This window comes from Nocardia sp. NPDC051981 (assembly GCF_040680715.1).
Classification (GTDB): domain Bacteria; phylum Actinomycetota; class Actinomycetes; order Mycobacteriales; family Mycobacteriaceae; genus Nocardia.
Map to the genome: position 1 here is coordinate 17,890 of NZ_JBFAXK010000037.1, position 26,593 is coordinate 44,482.

Genomic DNA, 26,593 nt, shown 5'->3' on the forward strand with positions numbered 1-26,593 from the left:
CCGTGAAACCACGGGATCGGGGCGGGGGCCGGGAAGCGAGAGTGCCGAGTTAGGCTCACCTGAAGGCCGTTCACTCGGAAAGGAGTGCGCGATCCAGCCATTCGTCGGCCGCACCCGCGAACTCGCCACCCTGAACGCGGCCTGCCACGCTCCCGGCGGGGACGGCGTATTCCTGGTGGAGGGCCCGGCCGGAATCGGAAAATCGCGGCTGCTTTCGGAATTCGCGGACGGGCTCGAGCCGGGCCGATGGCGGACGGTCGCCGTCGCCGGCACCGAATACGACCAGCCCACACCGCACTATCTCGTGCTCGATATCGCGGATCGACTGGGCGGCACGGATAGCGCAATCGGGACCGATACCCGGGACTCGGCCCGATGGATGCGGCAGCGGCTCGAAGCCACGCCGACGCTGCTCATCATCGACGATGCGCATTGGGCCGATGCCGCCTCGATGCGGGTGCTGGCACTGCTGATTCGGCAGCGGCCGGAATCGGCTCGCATTGTGCTGGCCTACCGCGAAGGGCAATTTCCGGAATCGCTCGGATCCGCGCTGCGCGCACCGGGTGTCGCGAGCAGCCACCTCGCGGTGCCGCCGCTGTCCGATGCCGACGCGAGAGCGCTGCTGCCGGAGCTGCCGGCGGGCAGGTGCACGCAGGTGGTGGCGGCGGCGCACGGCAATCCGCTGTATCTGCGACTGCTCGCCGAGCTCACCCCCGCCGATTTCGACGCCACGATCCGAGCCGACGATCCGGCCGCGGCACCGGCGGATCAGACCGCACTGGACCGGACCATCCGGGCCGAACTGGCACACCTGCCCGCCCGGGAGCGGCTGGTCGCGCAGGCGATCGGGGTGTGCGGCGGCACCGATGACGTGGAACTGCTCTGCGGCACCGCCGAAGTCGCACCGGCCGACCTGCGCGAAGCGATCGACGATCTCACACGGCGCGGCTGGGTCAGCGTCACGGCCGGCCTGGTGAGCTTCCGCCATCCGCTGGTGCGCGCGGCGGCGTACCGGCTGGCCGGGCACGGGTGGCGGGCGGCCGCGCACGCTCGCGCGGCACGGGTGCTCCGCGCCAAGGACGCTCCCGTCCTCGCCCGGGCCCGCCACCTGGAACACGCCCTGGGTCGCGACGAGCTCGCGGCGGGCGAATTGCTCTGCGCCGCCGAGCAGGCCCTCGGTACCGATCCGGCCGCCAGTGCCCGCTGGATCGCCGCCGCCCTCGACGCTCAGCCGGATTCGGGTGGGCACGCCGATGTTCCGGCCCGCGTCCTGCTCGGCCGGGCGCTGCTGCTGTCGGGATCCGCGGAATCCGCGCGCGAGACCCTCGAACCCCTGCTGCCGGGCACTGCGAGCGATCCCACCCCCGAGCAGGTCGAAGCGGTTCTCCTCTATGCGCGCTGCGAACGGATCCTCGGGCGCGTGGACAGCGCGCGAAACCTGTTGACCCGGCTGGTCGATCGGCCCGGCAGTCACGACCACGGGCCCGCCCGGCTGGAATTGGCCATCCTGGAGATCCAGGACAACCACGACGCCGCAGGCGCGGAACGAGTCCGGCAGCTGTTCACCTCCGAAGCCGTGCACGATCCGGCCATGCGCGCGGCCGCGGTGACACTGCGGAGCATGGGCCGGCTCAATGACCTCGACCTGCGCGCCGCCGAAGCCGACTATCGCATCGCGGAGCGGGAATTCGCGCAGCTCACCGGCACTCAGCTGGTCGACGGCATCCACGCCGTCTCCGCCCTCGGCTGGATGGCGTACTTCCTCGACGACCAACGGACCGGCCTCACCCACATCGAGCGCGCCATCCGCGTCAGCCGCCGCCGCGGCCGCAGCTTCATCCTCCCCGAACTCCTGACGGTTCATGCCTATTCGCTGGCCAAACTGGGACGCTACGCGGACGCCCTCGCCGCCGCCGATGACGCCGCCGAAACCGCCGAACTCTACGCCTACCCAGGTATCGCCCCACTGGCCGGGGCGCTCAAACTCCGTGTCCTGGAAGCAACTTCGCCGCGCGCAGACGTCATCCGATGCTGGCGAGACCTCAACGCCCTCCCCCGCCCCGCCGTCCGCTGGTGGCGCGGCGCGGTCGAAGCCGCCCTCCTGGAACTGGCCGCCCGCCTCAACCTGGATGATCCGCCCATCCAACAACCGAGCCCCCGCGTACCCGCAGCTACAGCGGCCGAAGATATGAATCTGCGCCCTGATCCGCTGCCAGGACCACAACCGCGCGATCCGCTCCGAGGCGACCGGGCATTGCCTGGACTGGCGGAGCCACTACAAGACGGCGCCGCAGGCGGCGGCCGCTTGCACCCGATGCGAGCGGCCGAGCTCTCGGTCGCGTGCCTGAGCGCCGTCGACCGAGGTGACCTCGACGCGGCCGAAACCCTTCTGGCTCAGGCGGAGGATGTGGCCGAGCGCCTGGGCTTACCCGCCGCACTGGCTGCGGCAACCCGGGCTCGGGCCGGATACCTCTGCGCGCGTGGTGATCTCATCTCCGCCGAACGTGCGGCCGAGGACTCCGCGGAAGCGTACGCACGGGCCGACATGCCGGTATTCCGCGCACAGGCCCTGTTGGTGGCGGCCCAGATCGCCGGGCAGCGCGGCGATTTCACCACCGCGACCGCCCGAATTGCCGCCGCGCGCACCGAATTTGCGGCAGCCGGAGCCACGGAACTGCAACGTGCCGCGACGGCCGTCCAGCGTCGGCTTGCCGGACATCGAACGGTCTCCGGAGCGACGAAGCTGAGCGAGCGGGAACGCGAGGTCGCCGAGTTGGCCGCCAAGGGCCTTGCCAACAAGGAGATCGCGGCCCAGCTCTACCTGAGCCCCCGCACCATCGAGGACCACCTCGGCCGCATCCTGCGCAAACTCGGTTTGACCAGCCGTGCCGGAATCGCTTCTCGGCTGGCCGAATTGGCCGGCTGACGGACAGATCGGACGTCAGGCTGGGATCGGGTGGGGGGTAGGGGCTTCGCATCGAGAGGTGCCGCTATCCGAGCAGGTGGTCAATCTATCCGCAGCTCACCGGGACCGGATCCCCGCGAAAACGTGATTCCACATAGTTCCACGCGTCGGCGAATCCGGCGACGGCCGTGGTCATGTGCTCGGCGATATCGAAGGGCCGGAACACCAGCGGCACACCGGCCTTGCAGTACCGGTCGGCGACCTCGGCGACCGGATCGAAGAAGGTGAGCGTGTCGAACCGCCCTTGCCAGAAGTAGGTCGGGACCGCCGGCGTGCCCGGGAAGTAGCGCAGGCTGTTCTCCCGCAGCACCGCGTGCGCCTCCGGACTGTCCATCAGGCTCTTGGACGCCGCCATCTGGTCGGCATTGCGGAAGGCGCCGTGGAACAGCAGGAAGCGACGGCAGGCGTCGTGGGTGAATTCGCGGAACCAGAGCCCGTTCTCATTGAGCTGATCCGAGATCGGCAGGCGGTTCGGGTACTCGCGCTCCAGGCCCATGGCCGCCGCGAAGGCCAGGCCGAAGCCCGGGTGCGGCTCGAAACCCAGCGAGAGCGCCATCTGCTCCAGGTCGGCCGGGATGCCCCCGGCCACAACGGCATCGAGCTTCAGGTCCGGCGCGTACTCGGGTTGCAGGGCAGCGGCCCAGGCGGTCGCCATGCCGCCGCCGGAATACCCGGCCAGCGCGACGGGCGACTTCCCGAGTCCCAGTTCGGCGGCCTTGCGGACCGCCTTCACGCTGTCCAGGGTCACCATGCCGCTGAGCTTGGCCGCGCCGTAGGCGACATTCGGCCCCAGATAGTCGGGCAGCGAGATGGCCCAGCCGCGCCCGATCGGCAGCATGGCGCCCACGCCGTCCTGGAGCTCGCCGTTGAACAGCGAGCGCGACGGATTGCATTGCGCGCCCAGGGAGTTGATGAGCGCCTGATAGGACACCAGCGGCGGGTTCGAGACCCCCGCCGGGAGCAGCACCGTGGTCATGCCGAGGATCGGCTGGCCCTGGGAGTTGGTGCTGCGGAAGGCCACCTGCCAGCCCTCGGTGCCCACGTACAGCCCGGTATCGATCTTGCGCGTCCGGACCACGTCACCGGGCGCGAGCGCACCCAGATCGGCCGGCGGACCATAGAACGGATCGGGATCCTGCGTGGGATACAGGGGTTGAGCCGACACGGGCGCGGCGCCCACCGCCCCCACGGTCAGGATGCTCAGAGCCAGGACCACAGCCCTGACGGACACTGCGAACAACGACGTCCCTCACACTTCAGTCGTTCTCATCTCGCTCCCGACCGCGCGCGAAAGAACGATCGACCAATAAAGCAATGGATTGGATTCGGCACAGCCGAGCCTGTGAACCGGAAGAGCATGCGACAGCAAGCCTCTCGCGAATCGTGCAGTGACGCTACAGCTAACTGACCAGAGCGTCCAGTTATTCGGACAATTCCGGCACGAACTGTCAGTACCGATCACCGCCCTCGACTACGAACCCCGAACCGCCCTGGGCAGGGCCGAGATTCGCTCGCGGTGGCGTTGCTGGAGTTCGCGGCTGCGTGTGAGGAAGTCGAGGATGGTGCGCAGCTCCGCGGCCGACGAGCCCGCCATCTCGGCCGCGCCCTCCTCGGCAATGGGCCCGTATATCTCCCAGGCCCGGGCCATGGTCGCCGGGGTGATGCGGACCAGCACCTTGCGCCGGTCGCCCGGTTCCGGCTCCCGGGTGAGGTAACCGAGCTTGGCGAGCCGATCCAGCATCGCGGTGACGCTGCCACTGGTCAGGCCCAATTCGGCCGCCAGCGCGCCCGGCGTCGACTCACCCCGGACCAGCACCTCGAGACAGCGCAGGTCGGTGCGATTGACGCCGAGCACGGTCGCGGCGGCCTGGTCGACATCATCGACGGCCGCCTGCAACGCCTGGGACTCCCGTCCGACCCGGGCACGCAACTCGTCCAGATTTTCTCTTGACATTCAAACCTCTTGATCATCAAACTATGACTATCTTGATAACCAAGATACATCGCGCTCAAGAGAGTTCAGAGGGAGACACGGCATGAAGAAGGCACTGGTCATCGGCGGCGGTATCGCCGGTCCCGTCACCGCGATGGCACTGCAGCAGGCCGGTTGGGAAGCGGTCGTCTACGAGGCCTACGCGGACACGGCCGCCGGACAGATCGGCGCATATCTGACGGTCGCGGTGAACGGCCTGTCCGCCCTGGCCGAGATCGACGCCCACCACATCGTCATGGACACCGGCCACGCCACCGACACGCTGAGCTTCTTCACCAGCGCCGGCAAGCACATCACCGACATGCCCATCGGCGGCACGCTGCCCGACGGCACCGTGACCCACAGCGTGAAGCGGCGCGACCTGTACCGGGCACTCAATGCCGAAGCCGCGCGGCGCGGTATCCGGTACGAGTTCGGCAAGCGACTCGTCGACGCGGAACCGACGGCCACGGGCGGCGTCGTCGCCATCTTCGCCGACGGCAGCCGGGCCGAGGCCGATCTGCTCGTCGGCGCGGACGGCATCCACTCCCGCACCCGGGAGATCATCGACCCGAATGCACCGAAGGTCCACTACCTGGGCATCTACGGCCTGGGCGGATTCGTCACCGACCCGGCCCTGGTTCACGAACTCGGTTTGCGGCCGGGCGTTTACAGCATGATCTTCGGCAAGAAGGCCTTCTTCGGCTATCTGGTCGCACCCGGCGGCGAGATCTGGTGGTTCGCGAACATGCCCGGCGCACAGGAACTTTCGAAGCAGACAGTGGCGTCCACGGCGCCCGCGCAGTGGCGCGACCAGCTGGCGCGGATGCTGGCGGCCGACCGGGGCCCCGCGGCCGCCATCGTCGCCGCGACCCCCGACGCCACCTTCGTCACCGGCTTCAACCAGTACGACATGCCGTCGGTCCCCACCTGGCACAACGACCGCATGGTCATCATCGGCGATGCCGCCCACGCGGTGGCCTCATCCTCGGGCCAGGGCGTCTCCATGGCCGTCGAGGACGCGGTGACCCTGGCCATCTGCCTACGCGACCTGCCCGAGACCGCCACCGCCCTGGCCGAATTCGAGCACCGCCGCCGTGACCGGGTCGAGCGGGTGGTCGCGCACGGCGCCGAAACCAGCGGCGACAAGGCCCAGAGCGGCCTGGCCCGCTTCCTCGTCCGCCAACTGACGCCGTTCTTCCTGAAGAAGGCCGCCAAGCAGGGCGTAGGCTCGCTGAACTGGATGTTCGACCACAGGATCAGCTGGTCCGGCGAATCGGCCGACCAGCCGGTCCATCCGAGCGCCTAGTCCGGGCCGTGCAGTCGCCGACCTCGCCTGCCCGTCGTGCGATCACCCCGAATCGCCCCGCTGGCAACGCGATTCGCCGACACGAGCACGCCCCGACTGCGGGCATCAGGCGCCTGCCCGGAACCGGCGCAGGTAGGCGTCGAGGTGGGCGAACGTTGCCCGGGGCTGTTCCAACGCACACTCGCGGCCGGAAACGCGATCGCCGACAGTGTCCTCGCGGAATCCTTCGCGGAACTGTCGGCCGCGGAGCGCAAGACGCTGCAGGCATTACTGCAGCGGGTGGGCCCCGGCTCTCGGGCCTGACGCACCCGATCGGATTGCGGGACCGCCGAATCGGCGCTCAGCTGGCGAGGGTGTCCGGGGCGTCGGCGACTTCCGGGAAGCGGCGGCGCAGACCGTCGAGCTGGCGCTGGACCGCGGTCAGGTCGGCCTGGGCGCGGGTCTGCGCCTCGGGGCGCGAGACGTATTGCAGCTCGCGGGTCAGCATGTCCGCGTGGCTCTGGAGCTCGCGGGCCAGGACACGGGCCTGGGCGAGTTCGGGGTCTTCGGGCATGTGCAACCGCTTTCGAGCTGGGAGTGGGCGAAGTATGTCATGTTTCGTCCACTTGTGCGTCACTGGCGATTCAGCGGCCGGTTCCGCCCAGCAAACGGTCGAGGCCGCCGATGAGGAAGACGACCTGGTCCTCGTAGAGGGCGGCCAGTTCCTCGGCAGGAGGTGGGGTCGCGCCTGGATGCCATTCGTCCGCGCGGCTCAAGGCCTGCAGGAAACCCATGAGCGAGATCGCCCAGCGGGCCTCGAGACGGCTGGGATCCGAATGGGGGAAGGCGCGGCGGAGCTGAACGTGCAGCTGATCGGGGAGGTCCTGCTCGGCGGCGGTGAGGGCGGGATGGGAGTGCAGGGAGAGCTGAGTGACGATCTTGATCCAGCGCATGCCGCGGGTCCGGTGCTGCAGCAACAGGTCTCGATAGGGCTCGGTGACCGCGCGGACCAGGGTCTCCGCTGTGGGCGGTTCGGCGCGGGCGGCGAGCATGTCGGCATTGGCGCGAATGCGGTCGCGGACGGTCGCGCCGAGATCGAGCAGCACGGCGGCGATCAGGTCGTCCTTGGTGCCGAAGTGGTAGTTGACCGAGGAGGGGCCGAGGCCGGCGGCGGCGTTCACCGCGCGCACCGAGACCGCGTCCACGCCGTGGGCGGCGAACAGGCGCTCGGCGGTTTTCACCAGCCGGGTGCGGGTCGCATTGCCCTGGCGGTTCTGCATGGGGACGGTCACGGCATGAGCTTGGCACATCGGAGGCGCGGGGCCGGTATCGCGGGGCCCGGAACTGGTTCGACAATCCGATTTCAGCACAGCACAGCGGTCATTATCGACGTTGAATCAGCTTCACTACCTGCGTTTTCGAATCGTGACCACTCACCGGGACAGCCGAACTTATGGATCAGTTGATCCAGGTTTACTCGGGGAACCGCACCGGGCGACGAAGCCCGGGGCACTGGGTGAAGGAGATCCATTCGTGTGGACCGCTGAATCGATGAAATTCGGGGCCTTCCTGGCCCCGTACCACCCCCTCGACGCCGACCCGGCCCTGCAGCTGCGTCGCGACATCGATCTCATGGAACACCTCGACCACCTCGGCTTCGATGAGGCGTGGATGGGCGAGCACCACTCGACCGGAGCCGAGATCGTGCCCGCGCCCGACGTTTTCATCGCCGCGGCCGCCGAACGCACCGAGCGGCTGCGCTTCGGCACCGGCGTGATGTCGCTGCCCTATCACCATCCGCTGGTCACCGTCGACCGGATCACGCAGCTCGACCTGCAGACCCGCGGCCGCCTGATCTTCGGCACCGGCCCCGGCAAGATCCCGCTCGACGCGCACATGATGGGTATCAACCCGTCGGATCAGCGCCGCCGTCAGGGCGAAGCGCTCGAGGCCATCCTCGCGCTGCTGCGCGGCGAGGTGGTGAACATGACCACCGACTGGTTCACCCTGCGCGACGCCCGCGCCCAGCTGCCGGCCTACGATCCGGCCGGCATCGAGGTCGCCACCGCCTCCACCATCTCCCCCAACGGCTCGGTGCTGGCGGGCACCCACGGGTTGTCGCTGCTGTCGCTGGCGGCCAGCTCCCCCATGGGTTTCGAAGTGCTGGACCGCAATTGGGGCGTCTACGAGAAGGTGTGCGCCGAGCACGGGCACACCGCGGACCGGTCACGGTGGCGGCTGGTCAATCCGATCTTCCTGGCCGAGACCCGCGCCGACGCCGAGCGCGCGGTGAGCCGCCGCATCGGCTCGATGGCCGCCTACGTGAACCGGCAGACCGGCGAGCAGCCGGCGTGGGCGGACACGCCCAAGGGCATCATCGATCAGTGGCGCAATGACAACCTCGGCGAATTCGGGCAGGCCATCATCGGCACGCCGGACGAGGCGATCGCGCGCATCGAGAAGCTCATCGAGAAGACCGGCGGGTTCGGCACCATGCTGGTCCTGCACGTGGACATGGCGAGCTGGGAGGACACCAAGCGCAGCTACGAGCTGTTCGCCTCGGAGGTGATCCCGCACTTCAAGAATCGCAACCGCCGCCGCGAGGACAGCCTGCAGTACGCGCAGGACAACCGGGAGCTGCTGATCGGGCAGCTGGTCACCGCGATCACCAAGGCACACACCGACTACTACGGCGAGACCGCCGCGACGGGAGCGTGATCCCATGCGCGCCACACAGTTTCTGAACGGGCAGTTCTCCCCCGCCGAGGTGGCCGAGCCGCCCGCGCTGGGACCGGGGCAGTTGCGGATCGCGGTGGCCGCGTGCGGTATCTGCGGCAGCGATCTGTCCATGTCGAAGGATCCGTGCCGGTTCGTGCAGGTGGCGGCGGACAGCGGGTATCCGCTGGCCACCTTCGACACCGAGCGACCGGTCGTGCTCGGGCACGAGTACGCCGGGACCATCACCGAAATCGGCGCCGGGGTCACGGATTTCGCGGTCGGCGACCGCGTCGCGGGGATCGGGCTCGCGACCGAGGCGGCGACCGGCATTCCGACGATCATCGGGTACTCGAACGACTATCACGGGGCGTTCGGCGAGAGCATCGTGGTGGACGCGTTCTGGGTGCGGCACGTGCCCGAGGGGCTGTCGCTCGAGCATGCGACGCTGGCCGAACCGCTGCACGTCGGCGAGATGCACGTGCAGCAATCCGGTCTCACCGCCGAGGATTCGGCGCTGGTCATCGGCTGCGGGACCATCGGGCTGGGCGCGATCATCGCGGCCAAGGCGCACGGGGCGCGGCTGGTGGTGGCTTCGGAGCCCTCGCCCAAACGGCGGGAGCTCGCGCGGGCCGTCGGCGCGGACATCGTGGTGGATCCGAACGAGCAGGATCCGATCGAGGCGTGGATGACGGCGGTCGCGCGGGGTGACAGCGTGGTGGGCCAGTCGGGAACGGGCATTCTCATCGCCTATGAATGCAGTGGGCGCGCAGGGATTATCGGCACGCTCATGCGGACCATGCCGTTCAACTCGCGGATCCAGGTGCTGGCGGCGCCGTTCGCGGACGAGCCGATCATTCCGGTGGTCGGGCAGTTCCGGCGGATCGCGGTCAATTTCGGGCACGGGCCGTACGAGAACGCCTACGACATCACGCTGGAGCGGCTGGCGTCCGGGGCGATCGACGCGGAGGCGCTGATCACCGGGCGGGTCGGGCTGGACGGAGTGGCGGATGCCTTCACGGCGCTGCGGAATCCGGAAGAGCACGTGAAGATCCTGGTGCTACCGGATCACTGAAGGTGATATGCCCGGTTCATCCGGGTTCGGTGTGGCTAGCGGCGAGGTCCATTGCCCCGGCGGCTCGCCACACCACTTTTGGGCTAATGACCAGCATGTGTCGGGCTCCACCATTGTCCGACATGCTGGTTCACCGCCCGGATTGTGAAAATCACTGGTAGATCGCCGCGCTTGCCGACGTGCGAAAGGACTCCGGAGCGGGTCCGACCGATCCGCCACGTGACGGGTTAGGCTGGCGAAATGTCGGCAAACATTGCTGTTGAGGAGGCCGGGGCGACCGGAGGCGAAGCCCAGGTGATTGCGCTGTGCAATCAGAAGGGCGGCGTCGGGAAGACCACCTCGACGGTCAATCTGGGTGCCGCGCTTGCCGAGTGCGGGCTGCGCGTGCTGCTGGTGGACCTCGATCCACAGGGGGCGCTGTCGGCGGCCCTGGGCGTCGCACACCACGATCTCGAACTCACCGTCTACGACCTGCTGAGCCGGTCGGCGCCGCCGATCGACGACGTGCTGATCAAGACCGGCGTCACGAACCTGCATCTGCTGCCCAGCAATATCGATCTGTCGGCGGCGGAGATACAGCTCGTAAACGAGGTGGGCCGAGAGCATTCGATGCGCCGGGTGCTCGATCCGATCCGGGATCGCTACGACTACATCCTCATCGACTGCCAGCCGTCGCTGAGCCTGCTCACCGTCAACGCGCTCGCCTGCGCGGACGGGGTCATCATTCCCATGGAGTGCGAGTTCTTCTCGCTGCGCGGGCTGGCGCTGCTCAACGACACCATGGAGAAGGTGCGTGAACGACTCAATCCGCGGCTCGAGCTGTCGGGCATCGTGGTCACCATGTTCGATCCGCGGCTGCTGCACTGCCGGCAGGTGCGGGACCGGGTGGCGGAGACGTTCAAGGCGGAGCTGTACGACACGGTGATCTCGCGGACGGTGCGGTTCCCGGACTCCACCATCGCGGGTGAACCGCTCACCACGTGGGCACCCAAATCCCGTGGTGCGGAACAGTATCGGGCGCTTGCGCGGGAGTTCCTGAAACGTTCGGGGCGGCCGATGGGTCAGCTCGCGATGTCCACGATGCAGTAGCCCTGGGTCGCGGCGCGCAGGGTGAAGGTGAGCACGGTGGTGACGGCGGAGGAATTCGTCACCGGGACGGTCACGGCCGCGCCGGTGTCGACGGTCCGGGCCGTCATCCGGTCGGCGTCGAAGGCTGTTGTGCCGGTGAGCCTTCCGGGATTGTTGGCCAGGGTCGAGCCCACGCAGACGAGGGGGTACTTGCCCTCGGTGTCATCGGGCTGGAGCGGCTGCCCGATCCAGCGCGACAGGTAGCGGCGGACCGTGTACCGGGCGTCGTCCTCGGTGAAAGCGGGCTGGGCGGGGGCGGATTGCGGCGGCATGGTTGTCACCGGCGCAGGGGTGGTCGTGGCCGCCTGCGAGGTGGTGCCCAGCGTGTCGAGTGAACCGGTCGGCACGGGGCGCGCTCTCTCGGAGGAGTGCGCGGTGTGCGGGGTCTGGGCGCAGCCGACGGCCAGCGCGCACAGCGCCACAGCGGGGAGCACCTTCAACGCGCGGAATCCAAGGCGGGTCACCGATCCCACGATAGCGGTGTTTTCCATATCCGCCCCGACGCCACGAGATCATCAGTACGCTCGGTGAGCGGACCGGACGTCTGTTGCTCTCGTTGTTTGCGAGTGACGGGCACCGTTGGCAAGCAAGGAGATTCGGTCCCTGAGCGGCGGAATCTCGCGTTGTGTCGTTGGTACGATTGGCTGGATGCGGCGCTCCTGCGGACTGCTTGCGGACGTGTCGTCTCGCGCGACCTCGGATGAATGAAGCGCGAAGGTTGCTTCGCGCTGCAAACCGAGGGTGGGTCCAAAATGGACCCACCCAAAATGGAGTTCCAGCGGATATCAAGGCATTTCGGGCAGGAGCCCACGGTTCAGGTGGCCAGATGAGCTAGCGTGGGCGTCGCACCTCCCCGCCTGGTCGCGACTGCTTCCCATCCGCGTTCGCGCGCAAAGGCTTTGAAGAGTGCCAGCGGGATCGTCATTGTCGCCCATCCCGTCTTGGCGCTGTCGGTAACCAGCTGGTCGCGGACGCCACCGAGACCCGAAGGCTCCTCGAAGAAGTCGTCGCCGACGAACACACCACCGTCCGCGACCGGCACGCCAGCCTCAACCGTCAACTGAAAAAGCTCGACGCCAAGGAAAACCGCCTGATCGACCTGCTCGCCGACGGCTCGATGCCCCAAGCAAAAATCCGCATGAAGCTGATCGACATCAAGACCCAACGCAAACGCCTCGAAGCCGGGCTCACGAACACCTCCGAGGAGCTCACCATCGGTGCGGGACTGCTCCGGCACGCCTTGGACCTCGTTGCCGACCCTTATGTCCTGTACCGCGACGCCAGCACCGACGTCCGCCGCCTGCTCAACGAAACCTTCTACCAACGCTTCTACATCGACGATCATCAGGACACCATCGAACCGACAATCAGCGACGAGAAAACCGACCTGTTCGCCGCCCTCCATCAAGCCGGCCGCGCCTGCACCAGTCCCCCACCACGCAGAAAGCAGAAAGGGGCTTACTCGAACCAGCGAGCGGACGCCGGTTGGAATAAGCCCCTTATGGTGGACCTGGCTGGGCGTTATTCCAAACGGGCTGACCTGCACAAACTCGAAACCACCCGCGCCAAAATCGACACCGGACCCTCGTCTCCACTCCCCCGCCGACACAAGAAGCCTCTGGCGGACCGTCCTCGCGAGCCTCGCAGAATCGAGCAGCGCCTCGGCCCTGCGACGGTCGAGGAACTCCTTCACGCGTACCGCGACGGCACCTCGACCACACAGCTCGCGGCGCGCTACGGAATCTCCAAGACCGCCGTCCTCAACCTGCTCACCAACCGCAACGTTTCCCGCCGATTCCAATCGATGACCACCAACGACGTAGACCACGTCGAGCGGCTCTACCTCGCCGGCCATTCACTCGCCAGCTGTAGCCGCCTCACCGGCTTCCCCGCCAGCACCATCCGCGACGCGCTCCGTGAACGCGGCACCCCAATGCGGGCGCCCGGCGGGCGCCACCGTGCACCGCGTTAGACCCCCACGAGTCGGCGTGTCGACACGCCGACTCGTGGATCAAATTTCCCGACACAGCAAGCGATCGGCAATCAACTTCCCCGGCTCAACCGACCGATACCTCCCCCCATACCAACCACGATCAGGGCCGGTATTCGACGGCGGGCGGCCCGGTGGAACTGGTCCAGGAGATGACCGCCAACGCCTCTGACAGCAGTATTCGGCGTGCTCTCGATTCTTGACAGGGGGTGGAGGTCTCGGAATCACGCAGTGGGGACCTGAAGCGGTGAGCGATTTTCGAAGGCTGTGCTGCGTATGCCGCGCAGGAGCAGGATGGCGGCGGCCACCACCAGTGGCGCCGGGGTCGGCTCGACAATCACCGCGCACACGGCGCCCCAGGTGAGAACCGTCCAGGCGAGGAATTCCGGCGGAACGACGCCCCTCCGATTCATCCACACCACGAGCAAACCGACGAGTGTGAGGGGCAGGCCGAAACCGGCTGGGTTTGCCCAGAAAGCGTTGGCCGACTTGGTGTCCTCCCACCAGTGGCCCCACAGTTGCAACGACAGCCAGTCCCCGAAGGACGCCGAACTCAGCAGTAGCCCGACAGTGAGGTGTCCGGCACCGATGAACGAGAGGATGCCGCCTGCCCATTTGATCATTCGATTCCCGCTTTGCTGCTCCATGACAAACCTCCAGGCTGTTATACGGTACCGTACAACTCGAAGCCTAAGCCCGGATATACGCCTCCGTATAGATACTGGAGGTGTGGCAAGCAGCACGCTGCGGGCGTGCCGGGTGCATCAAGTTTGGTTGCGCCGCTACGGTTTTGGTCCGGTCGGCCAGTCGCGGGTGCGGTGATGTGGATCTGGCCGCCGCGACCACCGCGATGGCGGGCATCCTCACCTGCCACATCGGGGTGATCGCGATCCTGCTCCGGCTGCTGCGCACCGCCGACCGAGTCCGACGTCAGGCCGGGCGTCGCGCGCCGGCGATGGTCAGGGCGATGTCCACGAGCATGTCCTCTTGACCGCCGACCAGTCCACGTCGCCCGGCCTCCATGAGCAGGGTGCGCGCGTCGACGTCGTATCGCTCGGCGGCGGCCTCGGCGTGCCGCAGGAAGCTGGAGTACACGCCCGCATAGCCGAGAGTCAGTGTTTCCCGGTCGACGCGGACCGGCCGATCCTGAAGCGGGCGAACGAGATCGTCGGCCGCGTCTTGCAGGGCGAAGACGTCGCAGCTGTGCCGCCATTCCAGCAGATTCGCGACCGCGATGAATGCCTCGATCGGAGTATTCCCGGCACCTGCGCCATGTCCGGCGAGCGAGGCGTCGACGCGGATGGCGCCGTGCTCGACGGCGGTGACGGAGTTGGCTACCGACAGCGAGAGGTTCTCGTGGGCATGAATGCCTATTTCGGTCCCGTGGTCGAGAACGTCGCGGTATGCCCTAATGCGTGCGCGCACATCGTCCATGGTGAGCCGACCACCGGAATCGGTGACGTAGACGCAGTGTGCGCCATAGCTTTCCATCAGTTTGGCCTGCGCGGCCAGATCCGGGGCCGAAGCCATGTGGCTCATCATCAGGAAGCCCGCGACGTCCATGCCCATCGTGCGAGCCGTCGAAATGTGCTGGGCGGCAACGTCGGCCTCGGTGCAATGGGTGGCGATGCGCACCGATCGTACGCCGAGATCGTAGGCGCGGCGCAGATCGTCGACTGTGCCGACTCCGGGGAGCAGCAGCGTGGTCAGGCGAGCCCGCCGGATATTGGCGGCGGCCGCTTCGAGCCACGTCCAGTCACTGTGCGAACCGGGACCGTAGTTGACCGATCCGCCCGCGAGACCATCACCGTGGGCGACCTCGATGGCGTCCACACCCGCGGCGTCGAGAGCTGCCACGATCGTGCCGACGTCCTCGGGTGCGATCCGGTGGCGAACCGCGTGCATGCCGTCGCGCAGAGTGACGTCCTGTATGTAGAGACTGGTCGGGCTCATCGGGCATTCTCCTTCTGCGACTGCGTGATTCGCTCCGCGACCTGGACGGCCGCCGAGGTCATGATGTCGAGGTTCCCGGCGTAGGCGGGCAGATAATCCGCAGCGCCCTCGACCTCCAGGAACACCGAGACCCGGTGTGTGGGCACCCGGTGTGCGCCGTCGGCCAACAGGGTGTGCACCGGCTGGTCGGAGGGAATCGGGTCGATCTGGACCTCCTGTTTGAGGCGGTAGCCGGGTACGTAGGCCGCGACGTCGGTGACCGTGTTCGCGATCGACGCCCGGATCCGCTCGTGGCTGCTGGGATCGGTGGCCTCGACCAGGCAGTAGACCGTGTCGCGCATGATCAGCGGCGGCTCTGCCGGATTGAGAATGATCACCGCCTTGCCGCGCTCGGCGCCGCCCACCACTTCGATTGCGTGTGAGGTGGTTTCGGTGAACTCGTCGATATTGGCCCGCGTGCCGGGGCCCGCCGACCGGGACGCGATAGAGGCGACGATCTCGGCGTACGCCACGTGCGCCACCCGCGAGACTGCGGCGACGATCGGAATGGTGGCCTGGCCACCGCAGGTCACCATGTTCACGTTCGGGGCGTCGAGGTGATCGCACAGGTTGACCGCGGGCACGACGAACGGCCCGATCGCGGCGGGAGTCAGATCGATCATGCGTTTGCCCAGCGGTGCGAGCCGGGCGTGGTTGTGCTCGTGCGCCTTCGCCGACGTCGCGTCGAAGACGATGTCGATTTCGTCGAAGCCTGGCATGCGCAGCAGGCCCTCGACCCCTTCATGTGTCGTCGGAACCCCGAGGGCCGCCGCACGGTCGAGTCCGTCGGAGTGCGGATCGATGCCGACCATGGCGGCGGGTTCGAGTGACCGGGAGCGTCGCAGGAGCTTGACCATCAGGTCGGTGCCGATGTTCCCGGACCCGATTATCGCGACCTTGGCGCGAACAATACTGTCGCTCAACGGATTACCTTTCATGAGAAGGACGCCGACACGTGGCCGAGTCCGTGGATGTGCACATCGACGAGCACGCCCGCGTGGACGGGCCGCATCGGCCCCAGCGCACCCGACAGGATCACCTGCCCGGCCCGCAGCGGATCGCCGAAGTCGCGCGCTGTTCGCGCCAGCCACGACAACGCGTGCAGCGGGTCGCCCAGGCAGGCAGCCCCGGTGCCGGTCGACACCACCTCGCCGTCGATCTCCATACGCATGGTGACCTCGGCCGGTTCCAGCTCATCGAGGGTGCGGTGCTCCTCGCCGAGGACGAACACACCGCTGGACGCATTGTCGGCGACGGTGTCGGCAAACGAGATGTCCCAGTCGGCGATTCGGCTGTCGACGATTTCCAGCGCTGCGACCGCCGCGCCGACGGCCCGGCGGCATTGGGCATCGTCGAGCGGGCCGTCGGCCAGGTCCGCGGCGAGGAGGAAAGCGATCTCGGCCTCCGCGCGGGGCTGCAACAGTTGTGTGATCGGAATCTCGCCGCGATGTTCGAAGGCCATGTCGGAGAACAGGACTCCGAAATCGGGTTGGCCCACGCCGAGTTGCCGCTGAACCGCTTCGGATGTCGCGCCGATCTTGCGGCCGACCACCGTGGCGCCCGTGGCGACTCGGACGGCGTTGAAGTGCTTTTGGATTCGATAGGCGGTGCGCACGTCGTCCGCGTCGATCAGATCGCGCAACGGTCGACACGGGCGGCGGGTGGCCGCGGCCTCTGCTAGGCGTCGCGCCGCGCGGGCGACGGTCGCCTCGTCGACACATGACATGACAATCTCCTTTCTGCCGTACTGTGAGGGCGGCGATCAGTCCACCTCGGCCCTCGCGGCTTGCGCAGTAAATCCGGTCCGGTGAGTGGACCGGTCGCAGGAAATGAGGCATCCCATGACTTCCAGCCTGGATCCGCGCTCGGTACTGGGACGGATCGTGCTGATCCTGGACGCGTTCGAGGTCGAGGACCATGCGGTCGGCCTGTCGGAGCTGGTCCGGCGCACCGGGCTGCCGAAGGCCACCGTGCATCGGATGTGCCAGGACTTGGTCGCCGCGCGCTTGCTCAGCCTGTCTCCGGCGGGCTACAGCCTGGGACGGGGATTGTTCGAACTGGGTCTTCGCGCGTCCGTCGAGCGCGTGCTGTTGGAGGTCGCGGTTCCCTTCATGCAGGACCTGTATGCCCGCACCCGCGAGACGGTCCACCTCGGTGTGCTCGATGGCGACGAGGTCGTCTATGTCAGCAAGATCGGCGGCCATCGGCAGGTGTCCGCACCATCCCGGGTCGGTGGCCGAATGCCTTTGTACTGCACGGCAATTGGGAGAGTTCTGCTCGCGCACTGTGATGCGGCGACCGTCGACCGCATTCTGTCGGGCCGTCTGATTCGGCGCACTGCGCGCACGATCGTCGGACCGGGCCTGCTGCGCGCTCAACTGGATCGCGTGCTCGGAGCGGGAGTCGCCTTCGAATACGAGGAATCCTCGGCCGGGATCGCCTGCATCGCCGCCCCCATCCTCGGCGCGGACGACCAACCTCTCGCCGCAATCTCGGTCACCGGCCCCACCTCGCGCTTTCGACCCGCTGAACATGTTGATCCAGTGCGCGCCGCCGCGATCGGTGTGGCGTCCACCCTCGCCCGACGGCTGCGGTTGAACCCCCGCTGACCCTTCCGCCTCTTGACTACCGGTGACGGCCGGTCCTATCGTTCGATCAATCAATCAATCAATTGATCAATCGAACGTTTGGAAGGGGTCGTGTCCATGCCGCAAAGCGTTGCCGACCGCGATGTCACGCGAACGCGTGTCATCGAGGCCGGAGGAATTCCGACCAAAGTCCTGACGCGGGGGTCGGGCCGGCCGGTCGTGCTGCTGCACGGTTCCGGTCCGGGGGTCTCGGCGGCGGCGAACTGGTCCAGCCTGATCCCAGAGCTCGCCCGGGATTTCCTGGTGATCGCACCCGATATCGCGGGATTCGGGGGTTCGATCGGGCCCGCGGGCACCGCTTACGGGATCAAGCTCTGGGTGCGGCAGCTGATCGAGTTGCTCGACGCGCTCGAGCTGCCTTCGGTGACGTTGCTGGGCAACAGTTTCGGCGGTGGGCTTGCCCTCGCCGCGACACTCAAGCATCCGGGGCGGGTCGACGGGCTCGTCCTGCTCGGCACCCCGGTGGGCACCTTCGAGATGACCGAGGGGCTGCGGTCGGGCTGGCATTACGAACCGCACGAGGCCGAAATGCGGCGAATCCTGGAGATATTCGCGTACGACCCGGCCCTGGTCACCGACGACATGGTTCGTGAGCGGTACGAGGCCAGTGCCCGTCCCGGTACACAGGACGCCTACCGGCGACTCATTCCCGAACCGGGTCCGGCGGGCACACCGGTCAAGGGCGTGCCGGAGGAGTCGCTTCGCACCATCAACCAGCCGACGCTCATCCTGCACGGCAGGGAAGACAGTGTGATCCCGGTCGAGCTGGCCTGGCGGGCCGCACACCACATCCCGAACGCCGACCTGAAGGTGTTCTCGCAGTGTGGCCACTGGGTGCAGTTGGAGCGGCGCAGCGAATTCCTATGCGAGGTACGCGATTTCCTAGGCGGGCTGCAATGAGCCGATCGGGATTGGACAAGGCGCTCTACGACATCGTGGCTGGCAAACAGGCGCGCGAGGGCTTCGCCTCGGATACGACCGGATTCCTCGACCGATACCGGCTCGACGCGGACGAGCGCGCGGCCGTCGGCCGCATCGACCTGCCGGCGCTGCGGGATCGCGGTGCGAACCCCATGTTGCTGTGGGGGCTGTGGATGACCTTCGGCGATCGCAGCCTGCCCGGTTATCTGGCCGAACTCCAAGGCGGCCATAGCCTCTCGATTCGGAAGGAACCCAACAATGGCTGAGCTGGTGGGCGGTTTCCTGGTGCCGCACGACCCGATGGTCCTCACCGATCCGCAGGCGCCGCCGGAAGCGATCCGGGAGCGGATCACCGAGGCGTACGCCGAGGTGGCAAGGCGGGTGGCCAATCTCGCCGCCACCACACTGATCATTATCGGCACCGACCATTATCTGCTGTTCGGACCCGGCTGCCTGCCGCAGGCGCTGATCGGCAGCGGGGATGTAGACGGGCCGCTGGAGCGTCTGCCCGGCATGCGCAGGCGGCAGTTTCCCGACAACAACGCGTTGGCGCGGCATCTGGTGAGCCACGGGCACCGCACCGGAATCGATTGGGCGGTGGCCGATTCGCTGACCGTCGATCATTCGGTCGCGATCCCGTACTTCCGCATCGGCGGCGACGCGGAACTTCCGGTGATTCCGATCTATCTGGCCTGTGGCGTCGAACCCTTGCTGCCGTTGCGGCGGGCCGAGCAGATCGGGCAGAACCTGAAGGCGGCCGTGGAGAGCTGGGACGGAGACGAGCGGGTGGTCGTCATCGGCAGCGGTGGCATCAGCCACTGGGTGGGCACCGGCGACATGGGCCGGGTAAACGAGCAATTCGATCGCATGGTGTTGGATCTCGTGACCGCCGGAGATGTGGCGGCGCTCGTCTCGCTCAGCGATGACTACATACTCGAGCACGGCGGCAACGGTGGCCTCGAGATCCGCAACTTCGTCGCCGCCATGGCCGCACTCGGCCCGTGCACCGGCGATGTCATCGCCTATGAAGCTGTGCCGGAATGGATTACCGGTCTCGGCTTCGCCGAACTCATCCCGAGCCGGGCCGCGGAAGGGATCCCCTCATGACCACCGGAACCTCGGCGCCATGCAATGTCGGGCCGGTCGGTCTGCTCGACGGCCGGGAGATGGTGCGCGTGACGCCGGAGGGATGGCCGCCGCTGCTGATCTACCGCGTCGACGGCGAGATCTACGCGACCGCGGACACCTGTACTCACGCCACCGCCTCACTGTCGGAAGGCGAACTGGAAGGCCACACGATCGTCTGCCCGGTGCACTGGGCCGAATTCGACATCCGCACCGGCCGGCCGCTGTGCTTCCCGGCCACCCAGGCGCTCGAGACCTTCCCGGTGTCAGTCGAGGACGGCCAGATCTACGTGCGCGGAACCAATAGCAATGGAAGTGAGGAACTATGAGCAAATCAGTCTCGACGATGGTCGATCCGCAACTGTTGAGCGAGGGCTGGCTGCCCCGCGACATCTTCTGGTCGCAGGAGATCTACCAGCTCGAACTCGAGCGCATCTTCGCTCGCGCCTGGGTGTTCATCGCCCACGAAAGCCAGCTCCCGCACACCGGTTCGTTCCTCACCACCCGTATCGGTGAGGACGAGGTGATCGTCGTCCGCAACCGCGACGGTCGAGTGGGGGCGTTCCTGAACAGCTGCCCGCACCGGGGCAACCGCGTATGTTCGGCGGAGGTCGGTGTCGCACGCGGATTCGTCTGCAACTACCACGGCTGGTCATTCGGACTGGACGGGTCGCTGCGCGGCATGCACGAATCCGGTTCCTACGACCGCGAACCCGGCTTCGATCGCGCCCGGCTCGGCTTGACCCCGGTGGCCCAGGTCGAGGGTTACAAGGGCCTGCTGTTCGCGACCTTCGACCCGAGCGCTCCGCCGCTCACCGAGTTTCTCGGGGATTTCACCTTCTACCTGGATGTCATGCTCGACAATGACCCGGGCGGAACAGAATTCGCGGGCGGCTGCATCTCCTCGCTCCTGGGCTGCAATTGGAAGATCGCCGCGGAGAACTTCGCCGGTGACGCGTTGCACGCAGGATGGACGCACGCGTCGGGTGCCGAGGCGATGCTCGGCGGGCCGGTGGCGACGCTCGGTGACGAGGCCAACGAGAGCTACCACGTCAATATCAACGGCCACTGCTGGGAATTCAACCTCGACGGCGTCGGCAATGCGGCCACGCTCGGGGACAGACGCATCATGAATTACCTGCGCGAGCAGCGCGGCGCGTTCGAGGCGCGGCTCGGCGCGACCCGGGCGAAGATGGTGGGCTCGGTCGGCTCGGCCAACGTCTTCCCCAACTTCTCATTCCTGCCCGGCCAGAACACCTTCCGCACCTGGCAGCCGCTCGGTCCGCACAAGACCGAGCTGCGCACCTGGGTGCTGGTGAATCGCAATGCGCCGCAAGAGGTCAAGGACGCCTGGCGCAAGGGCGCGATGCTGACCTTCTCGCCGTCCGGTGTCTTCGAGATGGACGACGGCGAGAACTGGGAAGGCTCGACGCACAGCAATCGGGGACTCGTGACCCGGCAGCAGCCCCTGCACTACGGGCTCGGCCTGGAAAGCCGAGTCGATCACCCCGAACTCCCCGGCAATGTCTACCGCGGGCAGATCAACGACGCCAATCAACGAGCGTTCTATCGCCAGTGGTCGAGGATGATGAGCTCGACCGACTGGGACGAACTCCTGGACAAAGGGCCTCACGATGACACCGACCGCTGACCCGAAATCGATCGAAACCGTGGACAGCGAACTCTATTTCGAAGTAATGGCCTTCGCCGCGCGGGAAGCGCGACTACTCGACGAAGAACGCTATCCCGAATGGCTGGAATTATTCACCGAGGACGCGACCTACTGGGTGCCGGGAATCGAGAACCGTGGCCGCCACGATCGCTCGGGCACCTACGCTCCGCATCGCATGGCGTACTTCGACGACACCCTTGCCGATCTGCGGCACCGGGTGGACCGGTTCACAGCGCCGACGGCATGGGCCGAGGACCCGGCGACCCGGCATCTGCATATCATTTCCAATATCGAGGTCGAATTATGCGATACCCCTGGGGAATTGTCCGTGCGTTCGGTCTTCGTGAACTACCGCGGTCAGGGCAGCATCGACTCGGCGGTGCTCTACGGCAGGCGGATCGATCGCTTGCGATGGGTGGACGGGCGGCTGCGCATCGCGGCGCGCAAGGTCGTGCTGAGCCACGCGACGCTACCCGCCAAGAACATCAACACCTTCTTCTGATGGGACATTTCTGATGGGTCGACTGGAAGGGCGGGTCGCCCTCGTTACCGGTGGCGGTGACGGCATCGGGCGCGCCGTGGTCGAACGGTATGTGCGCGAGGGCGCGAAAGTGGTTGTGCTGGAACGGGACAAAGAGCTAGCGAAAGGGATCGAGGACGCCTACACCGGGCCGGTTGCCGCCGTCGTCGGCGATGTCCGCGATCCCGCGACACACCTCACGGCCACCAGATGCGCGCTCGACATGTTCGGGCGGCTGGATGTTTATGTCGGCAATGTCGGCGTGTACGACTACGGCGCGAAGCTCGACGACCTGGAACTCACACAGCTGCCCGGCAATTTCCACGAACTCTTCGCCACCAATGTACTTGGCTATCTGCTCGGCGTCCGGGCGGCGAGCTCCGCACTGCGTCGCGGCCGGGGCTCGATCATCCTCACCAGTTCCTCGAGCGGAACCTACGCCGGTGGCGGCGGCGCACTGTATGTGGCGTCCAAGCACGCGGTGGTCGGGCTGGTCCGGCAACTCGCCTACGAATTCGCGCCCGACGTGCGAGTCAACGGCATCGCGCCCGGGGCCACCCGCACGGGACTGACCGGCGTGACCGGTCTCGGCGGAGACCGTCACCTGCGCAAGGAGACCCAGCTGCTCGACAGCATCGCCAAGACGATCCCGCTCGGATTCGTCAGCGAGCCCGAACACCACACCGGTCTCTACGTCGCGCTGGCCTGCCCGGCCGACACCGGATTCGTCACCGGCGCGGTCCTTCCCAGCGACGGCGGATTGGAAGTGCGCGGGCGGCGGGCCGCACGCTCGACCGGCGAGGCCAAACCGTGACGCGGCCGGACAGCGTGGTCGTGGTGGGCGGCGGTCTGGCCGGGCACACCGCGGCAGTGACATTGCGCTCGTACGGCTTCCAAGGTCGGCTCACGGTGATCACACAGGAGTCGAGCGACCCCTACGATCGTCCGCCGCTGTCTAAGGAACTGTTGGCGGGACAGCCGATTCAGCCCACACTGAGCCCCCACCTCGCCGATCTCGAAATCGAACTGCACACCGCAACTGTCGCGATCGGCATCCGACCGCGTGAAATCCTCACCACAGCAGGAGGATTCCCGTTCGATGCCGCTGTGCTCGCCCCCGGCCTGCGGGCGCGCCGACTGCCGAGCGGGGGCGGCGCACCGACGGCCCAGGTCCTGCGGAGCCTCGAGGACGCCGTTGGGCTGCGTACCGAACTCACCGCAGGCCGCAGAGTGCTGATCGTCGGCGCGGGCTTGATCGGGGCCGAGGTGGCCACGGCCGCCGCGGCTGCCGGCTGCCAGGTCTCGGTCATCGGCCCCGACTTCGGCCCGGCCCTGGCCGCCGTGCCCGATTCGGTGCTCGACGAGATCCGAGGGTGGTACGACGACTGCGGCATCCGGCTCACGACCGGGGTCCAGGTCCTCGAAACCACTCCCGCCGGAGTGCTACTCAGCGATTCCAGCCGTCGCGCCGCCGATCTGGTGGTCGCCGCGATCGGCGGGGCACCGGCGACAGCGTGGCTGCACGGTTCACCGATCGGCCTGGATCCGGCAGGGTTCATCACCGCGGACGAGCACCTGCGCACCGGCCTGCCCGGCGTCTACGCGGCGGGCGACGCGATCGCCTGGCCCTCGGCCCGCTACGGATGCGCGATGCATCTCGAACATTGGCACCACGCGGCCGACTCCGCGCAGATCGCAGCCCGGAACATCCTCGGCGCCAACGAAACCTACGATCCGCTGCCCTACTTCTGGTCACACCAGCTCGGCCACAGCCTGCACTACATCGGCCGCCACGGCCAGGCGGATCCGGCCGAGATCCGTTCGGATACCCGCTCCGGACGGGCGGTGACTTGGACCCGCGGCGGGCGGCCGACGGCCGTGCTGGCCCTCGACGCGCCGCATCTCCTGCGTCGTGCCCGCGCGGCGCTGCAAGCGGCGGATCGACCGGAAATCGGTGCAGCGCAATGACAAATCGGAAGAGGAACATGGAATCCGGCAATCGGCAATTCGCCGACCTCGTCGCGTCGCTGCGGATCCCGGTGATGGCGGCCCCGATGTTTCTGGTGTCAGGCACCGAGATGGTCACCGCCGCGGCGTGTTCCGGAATCATCGGTACATTTCCCGCCGCCAACGCGCGCACCATCGATGATCTGGGCGCCATGCTCGAGGGCATCACCGCCGGAGCCGGTGGGGGAGCGTGGGGTGTCAATCTCATCGTGCACCGCACCTATGACCGGCTCGATGCCGAACTGGCCTTGCTGCACGAGGCCGCGCCGGCTCTGGTGATCACCGCGCTCGGGACTCCCCAGCGTGCCCTCGACGCCGTCCATCGCTGGGGCGGATTGGTTTTCGCCGATATCAGCACGCCCGAACAGGCCCGGCGCGCCATTGCCGCAGGCGCTGACGGTCTGGCCGCCGTCTGCTCGGGGGCCGGGGGACACACCGGGAAGTACAGCCCCTTTTCGCTGATCGCCGCGATCCGCGAATTCTGGGACGGACCGCTGATCGCCGGCGGCGCGGTGTCTTCCGGCGCGGGCATTCTCGCCATGCGCGTCCTCGGCGCCGACATCGTCACCATCGGCACCCGGCTGCTCGCGACCACGGAGAGCCGCGCGGCCGAGGGACACCGGCGGATGGTGATCGACGCGACGATCGCGGACATCATCACCTCCGACAGCGTGACCGGGGTCGCCGCGAACTGGCTCACCGAGAGCCTGAACCGGCACCGGGCGGTGACCGGCGGCCCGACCGGCATCGACTTCTCCGGCGCGATCGCCGATTCCAAGGCCTGGCGGGATGTGTGGTCGGCCGGGGAAAGCGTAGGCGCGGTCCGCGGTCCGGAATCCGTGGCCGAGGTCGTGGCCGCGCTCGGCGCCGAATATGACACGGCACTGGCAGGCGTCAGAGCGGACGTGATTCCCGAACTCGCGCAGTCCGTCGCGAACAATCCCGATTGATCACCCTGCAAGAACTCAGCAAGATCTGTCTTCGCTTCACTGGAGGTTGTGGTGGCCGCTGTGACTACCGAGGAGATGACGGCCCGCCCGGAACGCGAGCCGTCCGCCAGCGCGGTCGAATCCCTGCGCCGGGCAATGACCGATACGCCCGACCGAACGGCGATCGTCTGCGGTGACCGGACCCTGACCTACGCCGAACTGGGGCGTTCGGCGGTGGGTTTGGCACGCCGCCTTTCCGAATCGGTCGTGGCCGGACGCCCGGTCGCGGTCATCATGCCGAACGGCCCCGAGCTGTCGGCCGCGATCTTCGCCGCCTGGCTGGCGGGTGCGCAGGTGGCCCTGATAAACCCCGGCTTCACCGGCCGGGAACTGCGCCTGCTACTCGAACGGTCCGGGGCGAGTGTGGTGCTCGCCACGGCCGGGGCCGCCGATCAGGTCTTCGCCGCGGCGGAGTCGCTCGGTCTCGAACTCGTCGTGGTCGGCACCCGTGAGCTGGCCCTCGAATCATGGTGCGGCGACGAGACACTCACCATCACCGACGACCAGCTGCCTCCGCCGGATCGGCTGGCGACCATGATGTTCACCGGCGGCACCACCGGAGTGCCCAAAGGCGTCGATCACACCCACCGCACCTTGATGCTCACCGTCCTCGGCATGGAGGGGTGCTGGCCGACTCGTCCCGGTGCCGAGGTGTGGCTGAATGTGGCGCCCTCGTTTCATATCTGGGGGTTGCTGATGGGCATCCTCAATCCGGTCTACGGCCACGCCACGGTGGTGATCTGCCAGGGATTCAAGCCCGATGCGGTGGCTACCGCCATCCGCGACCACCGGGTCACCGTGTTCGGCGGCGGTCCGGCCGAGATCTACGCCGGTCTGCTGTCGAGCGAGCACGCCAATCGCGCGAACCTGTCCACCGTACGGGTCTGCCCGGGCGGCGGATCGCGGTTTTCCGCCGCGCTGCACGATCGCTGGCTGCGCCGAACCGGCGTGGTGATCCGCGAGGCGTACGGCATGACCGAACTCGCGCCGATCACCTGCAATCGCTCGGACATGTCCCCACGACCGGGTTCGGTCGGGTTGCCCGCCGCCGCGGTCGAGGTCCGGGTCGCCGATCCGGACAATCCGCACCGGCTCGCGAATGCCCGGGAAGCCGGTGAGATACAGGTCCGAGCACCGCACATGACGATCGGTTACCACGATCCGGCGCACAACGACGGGGCTTTCGCCGACGGCTGGCTCAATACCGGGGATATCGGCTATCTCGACGAGGACGGCTTCTTGTTCATCGTCGATCGTAAGAAGGACATGCTCATCGTTGGCGGCTTCAACGTCTACCCGCGCGAGATCGATGAGACCCTGTGCCATTTTCCGGGAATCCTCGATGCCGCCACCGTGGGTGTAGCCGACGAACGGCGTGGCGAGCGCCCGGTCTCGTTCATCGTCGTCGACGCCGGCGTGGTCCTCGACCGAGCAGAGCTGGCCGACTACTGCACGGCGAATCTGGCGCACTACAAACAGCCCCGAGACATCCGGGTGGTGGGGCAATTGCCGAAAACCGCCGCGAACAAGATTGATCGGGTCGCCCTGCGCAAGATGGCGGCAGACATGTGACGTGGCCTGGCCCC

Annotated in this window: 28 protein-coding genes; 18 read left to right on the plus strand and 10 right to left on the minus strand. The window is 67.4% G+C overall.

Going from position 1 to position 26,593, the window contains the following annotated elements:
• Positions 1–91: 91 nt before the first annotated feature.
• On the plus strand, positions 92–2,926 hold the full coding sequence (locus AB0L60_RS38395; RefSeq protein ID WP_364624789.1) for an AAA family ATPase: 2,835 nt from the start codon (positions 92–94) through the stop codon (positions 2,924–2,926).
• Between the two features lie 85 nt (positions 2,927–3,011).
• Here the strand turns inward: AB0L60_RS38395 and AB0L60_RS38400 are convergent, their stop codons facing one another.
• Both AB0L60_RS38400 and AB0L60_RS38405 read right to left on the minus strand, forming a co-directional pair.
• A complete protein-coding gene (locus AB0L60_RS38400) occupies positions 3,012–4,175 on the minus strand; it encodes a lipase family protein (RefSeq protein ID WP_364624791.1) in 1,164 nt (387 codons plus the stop codon).
• Between the two features lie 261 nt (positions 4,176–4,436).
• A complete protein-coding gene (locus tag AB0L60_RS38405) occupies positions 4,437–4,919 on the minus strand; it encodes a MarR family transcriptional regulator (RefSeq protein WP_364624676.1) in 483 nt (160 codons plus the stop codon).
• An 82-nt stretch (positions 4,920–5,001) separates the two neighbouring features.
• Between AB0L60_RS38405 and AB0L60_RS38410 the strand changes: the two genes are divergently transcribed.
• Positions 5,002–6,246, plus strand: coding sequence for an FAD-dependent monooxygenase (locus AB0L60_RS38410; RefSeq protein ID WP_364624678.1), 1,245 nt, complete (start codon positions 5,002–5,004; stop codon positions 6,244–6,246).
• 144 nt (positions 6,247–6,390) lie between these two features.
• On the plus strand, positions 6,391–6,549 hold the full coding sequence (locus AB0L60_RS38415; RefSeq protein ID WP_364624680.1) for a hypothetical protein: 159 nt from the start codon (positions 6,391–6,393) through the stop codon (positions 6,547–6,549).
• A gap of 37 nt (positions 6,550–6,586) precedes the next feature.
• Here the strand turns inward: AB0L60_RS38415 and AB0L60_RS38420 are convergent, their stop codons facing one another.
• Together AB0L60_RS38420 and AB0L60_RS38425 are read right to left on the minus strand one after the other, a co-directional pair.
• Positions 6,587–6,799: a hypothetical protein gene (locus tag AB0L60_RS38420; protein WP_364624682.1), complete on the minus strand. Its 213-nt coding sequence runs from the start codon at positions 6,797–6,799 to the stop codon at positions 6,587–6,589.
• Positions 6,800–6,869: 70 nt separating this feature from the next.
• On the minus strand, positions 6,870–7,517 hold the full coding sequence (locus AB0L60_RS38425; RefSeq protein ID WP_364624684.1) for a TetR/AcrR family transcriptional regulator: 648 nt from the start codon (positions 7,515–7,517) through the stop codon (positions 6,870–6,872).
• 241 nt (positions 7,518–7,758) lie between these two features.
• On the opposite strand from AB0L60_RS38425, the gene AB0L60_RS38430 reads away from it, so the two are divergent.
• From AB0L60_RS38430 to AB0L60_RS38440, 3 genes are all read left to right on the plus strand, one after another.
• Complete coding sequence (locus AB0L60_RS38430) at positions 7,759–8,943, plus strand: LLM class flavin-dependent oxidoreductase (RefSeq protein WP_364624686.1); 1,185 nt, start codon at positions 7,759–7,761, stop codon at positions 8,941–8,943.
• Positions 8,944–8,947: 4 nt separating this feature from the next.
• On the plus strand, positions 8,948–10,015 hold the full coding sequence (locus AB0L60_RS38435; protein WP_364624688.1) for an alcohol dehydrogenase catalytic domain-containing protein: 1,068 nt from the start codon (positions 8,948–8,950) through the stop codon (positions 10,013–10,015).
• A gap of 240 nt (positions 10,016–10,255) precedes the next feature.
• Complete coding sequence (locus tag AB0L60_RS38440) at positions 10,256–11,104, plus strand: ParA family protein (protein WP_364624690.1); 849 nt, start codon at positions 10,256–10,258, stop codon at positions 11,102–11,104.
• Here AB0L60_RS38440 and AB0L60_RS38445 read toward each other — a convergent pair.
• Together AB0L60_RS38445 and AB0L60_RS38450 are read right to left on the minus strand one after the other, a co-directional pair.
• Positions 11,077–11,607 (minus strand): hypothetical protein, encoded by a 531-nt coding sequence (locus AB0L60_RS38445; protein ID WP_364624692.1) that lies wholly within the window; start codon positions 11,605–11,607, stop codon positions 11,077–11,079. The two genes, AB0L60_RS38440 and AB0L60_RS38445, sit on opposite strands and share 28 nt — an antisense overlap.
• 350 nt (positions 11,608–11,957) lie before the next feature.
• Positions 11,958–12,308 (minus strand): hypothetical protein, encoded by a 351-nt coding sequence (locus tag AB0L60_RS38450; RefSeq protein WP_364624694.1) that lies wholly within the window; start codon positions 12,306–12,308, stop codon positions 11,958–11,960.
• Here AB0L60_RS38450 and AB0L60_RS38455 point away from each other — a divergent pair.
• Complete coding sequence (locus tag AB0L60_RS38455; RefSeq protein ID WP_364624696.1) at positions 12,282–13,115, plus strand: hypothetical protein; 834 nt, start codon at positions 12,282–12,284, stop codon at positions 13,113–13,115. The two genes, AB0L60_RS38450 and AB0L60_RS38455, sit on opposite strands and share 27 nt — an antisense overlap.
• Before the next feature lie 242 nt (positions 13,116–13,357).
• On the opposite strand, the gene AB0L60_RS38460 is transcribed toward AB0L60_RS38455, so the two are convergent.
• The 4 genes from AB0L60_RS38460 to AB0L60_RS38475 all read right to left on the minus strand — a co-directional run bounded on the left by AB0L60_RS38460 (position 13,358) and on the right by AB0L60_RS38475 (position 16,851).
• Complete coding sequence (locus AB0L60_RS38460; RefSeq protein WP_364624698.1) at positions 13,358–13,780, minus strand: DUF6463 family protein; 423 nt, start codon at positions 13,778–13,780, stop codon at positions 13,358–13,360.
• A 283-nt stretch (positions 13,781–14,063) separates the two neighbouring features.
• Positions 14,064–15,086 carry a 4-hydroxy-2-oxovalerate aldolase gene (gene dmpG / locus AB0L60_RS38465; RefSeq protein WP_364624700.1) on the minus strand — a complete coding sequence of 341 codons (1,023 nt, stop codon included), beginning with the start codon at positions 15,084–15,086 and terminating at the stop codon, positions 14,064–14,066.
• Positions 15,083–16,036 (minus strand): acetaldehyde dehydrogenase (acetylating), encoded by a 954-nt coding sequence (locus AB0L60_RS38470; RefSeq protein ID WP_364624793.1) that lies wholly within the window; start codon positions 16,034–16,036, stop codon positions 15,083–15,085. Before AB0L60_RS38470 ends, dmpG begins: the two co-directional genes overlap by 4 nt.
• A 23-nt stretch (positions 16,037–16,059) precedes the next feature.
• Complete coding sequence (locus AB0L60_RS38475; RefSeq protein ID WP_364624702.1) at positions 16,060–16,851, minus strand: fumarylacetoacetate hydrolase family protein; 792 nt, start codon at positions 16,849–16,851, stop codon at positions 16,060–16,062.
• 115 nt (positions 16,852–16,966) lie between these two features.
• Here AB0L60_RS38475 and AB0L60_RS38480 point away from each other — a divergent pair, with 115 nt between their 5' ends.
• The 11 genes from AB0L60_RS38480 (at position 16,967) to AB0L60_RS38530 (ending at position 26,579) form a co-directional block, all read left to right on the plus strand.
• Positions 16,967–17,734, plus strand: a complete 768-nt coding sequence (locus AB0L60_RS38480) for an IclR family transcriptional regulator (protein ID WP_364624704.1) — start codon at positions 16,967–16,969, stop codon at positions 17,732–17,734.
• 96 nt (positions 17,735–17,830) lie between these two features.
• Entirely contained in the window at positions 17,831–18,673 is an 843-nt protein-coding gene (locus tag AB0L60_RS38485; RefSeq protein ID WP_364624706.1) for an alpha/beta hydrolase, read from the plus strand.
• A complete protein-coding gene (locus AB0L60_RS38490; protein ID WP_364624708.1) occupies positions 18,670–18,960 on the plus strand; it encodes a hypothetical protein in 291 nt (96 codons plus the stop codon). Before AB0L60_RS38485 ends, AB0L60_RS38490 begins: the two co-directional genes overlap by 4 nt.
• Positions 18,953–19,801 (plus strand): hypothetical protein, encoded by an 849-nt coding sequence (locus AB0L60_RS38495; protein WP_364624710.1) that lies wholly within the window; start codon positions 18,953–18,955, stop codon positions 19,799–19,801. The genes AB0L60_RS38490 and AB0L60_RS38495 overlap by 8 nt, the downstream gene beginning before the upstream one ends.
• A complete protein-coding gene (locus AB0L60_RS38500; RefSeq protein ID WP_364624712.1) occupies positions 19,798–20,148 on the plus strand; it encodes a non-heme iron oxygenase ferredoxin subunit in 351 nt (116 codons plus the stop codon). The genes AB0L60_RS38495 and AB0L60_RS38500 overlap by 4 nt, the downstream gene beginning before the upstream one ends.
• Positions 20,145–21,470: an SRPBCC family protein gene (locus AB0L60_RS38505; RefSeq protein WP_364624715.1), complete on the plus strand. Its 1,326-nt coding sequence runs from the start codon at positions 20,145–20,147 to the stop codon at positions 21,468–21,470. Before AB0L60_RS38500 ends, AB0L60_RS38505 begins: the two co-directional genes overlap by 4 nt.
• A complete protein-coding gene (locus tag AB0L60_RS38510; RefSeq protein WP_364624717.1) occupies positions 21,454–21,993 on the plus strand; it encodes a 3-phenylpropionate/cinnamic acid dioxygenase subunit beta in 540 nt (179 codons plus the stop codon). Before AB0L60_RS38505 ends, AB0L60_RS38510 begins: the two co-directional genes overlap by 17 nt.
• A gap of 13 nt (positions 21,994–22,006) precedes the next feature.
• Positions 22,007–22,825: an SDR family NAD(P)-dependent oxidoreductase gene (locus tag AB0L60_RS38515; protein ID WP_364624719.1), complete on the plus strand. Its 819-nt coding sequence runs from the start codon at positions 22,007–22,009 to the stop codon at positions 22,823–22,825.
• Complete coding sequence (locus tag AB0L60_RS38520) at positions 22,822–23,979, plus strand: FAD-dependent oxidoreductase (RefSeq protein WP_364624721.1); 1,158 nt, start codon at positions 22,822–22,824, stop codon at positions 23,977–23,979. The genes AB0L60_RS38515 and AB0L60_RS38520 overlap by 4 nt, the downstream gene beginning before the upstream one ends.
• A 17-nt stretch (positions 23,980–23,996) precedes the next feature.
• Positions 23,997–24,968, plus strand: coding sequence for a nitronate monooxygenase (locus tag AB0L60_RS38525; RefSeq protein ID WP_364624723.1), 972 nt, complete (start codon positions 23,997–23,999; stop codon positions 24,966–24,968).
• Positions 24,969–25,019: 51 nt separating this feature from the next.
• The gene (locus AB0L60_RS38530) at positions 25,020–26,579 is read left to right on the plus strand and encodes an AMP-binding protein (RefSeq protein ID WP_364624725.1); all 1,560 of its coding nucleotides are present in this window, start codon (positions 25,020–25,022) and stop codon (positions 26,577–26,579) included.
• Positions 26,580–26,593 lie beyond the last annotated feature (14 nt).

Coding starts and splice junctions, on each gene's coding strand:
- AB0L60_RS38405 (WP_364624676.1), bottom strand. CDS start 4,919: ATGTCAAGAGAAAATCTGGACGAGTTGCGTGCCCGGGTCGGACGGGAG.
- AB0L60_RS38490 (WP_364624708.1), top strand. CDS start 18,670: ATGAGCCGATCGGGATTGGACAAGGCGCTCTACGACATCGTGGCTGGC.
- AB0L60_RS38460 (WP_364624698.1), bottom strand. CDS start 13,780: ATGGAGCAGCAAAGCGGGAATCGAATGATCAAATGGGCAGGCGGCATC.
- AB0L60_RS38500 (WP_364624712.1), top strand. CDS start 19,798: ATGACCACCGGAACCTCGGCGCCATGCAATGTCGGGCCGGTCGGTCTG.
- dmpG (WP_364624700.1), bottom strand. CDS start 15,086: ATGAGCCCGACCAGTCTCTACATACAGGACGTCACTCTGCGCGACGGC.
- AB0L60_RS38485 (WP_364624706.1), top strand. CDS start 17,831: ATGCCGCAAAGCGTTGCCGACCGCGATGTCACGCGAACGCGTGTCATC.
- AB0L60_RS38495 (WP_364624710.1), top strand. CDS start 18,953: ATGGCTGAGCTGGTGGGCGGTTTCCTGGTGCCGCACGACCCGATGGTC.
- AB0L60_RS38475 (WP_364624702.1), bottom strand. CDS start 16,851: ATGTCATGTGTCGACGAGGCGACCGTCGCCCGCGCGGCGCGACGCCTA.
- AB0L60_RS38440 (WP_364624690.1), top strand. CDS start 10,256: ATGTCGGCAAACATTGCTGTTGAGGAGGCCGGGGCGACCGGAGGCGAA.
- AB0L60_RS38525 (WP_364624723.1), top strand. CDS start 23,997: ATGGAATCCGGCAATCGGCAATTCGCCGACCTCGTCGCGTCGCTGCGG.
- AB0L60_RS38510 (WP_364624717.1), top strand. CDS start 21,454: ATGACACCGACCGCTGACCCGAAATCGATCGAAACCGTGGACAGCGAA.
- AB0L60_RS38455 (WP_364624696.1), top strand. CDS start 12,282: ATGAAGCTGATCGACATCAAGACCCAACGCAAACGCCTCGAAGCCGGG.
- AB0L60_RS38480 (WP_364624704.1), top strand. CDS start 16,967: ATGACTTCCAGCCTGGATCCGCGCTCGGTACTGGGACGGATCGTGCTG.
- AB0L60_RS38410 (WP_364624678.1), top strand. CDS start 5,002: ATGAAGAAGGCACTGGTCATCGGCGGCGGTATCGCCGGTCCCGTCACC.
- AB0L60_RS38420 (WP_364624682.1), bottom strand. CDS start 6,799: ATGCCCGAAGACCCCGAACTCGCCCAGGCCCGTGTCCTGGCCCGCGAG.
- AB0L60_RS38515 (WP_364624719.1), top strand. CDS start 22,007: ATGGGTCGACTGGAAGGGCGGGTCGCCCTCGTTACCGGTGGCGGTGAC.
- AB0L60_RS38435 (WP_364624688.1), top strand. CDS start 8,948: ATGCGCGCCACACAGTTTCTGAACGGGCAGTTCTCCCCCGCCGAGGTG.
- AB0L60_RS38505 (WP_364624715.1), top strand. CDS start 20,145: ATGAGCAAATCAGTCTCGACGATGGTCGATCCGCAACTGTTGAGCGAG.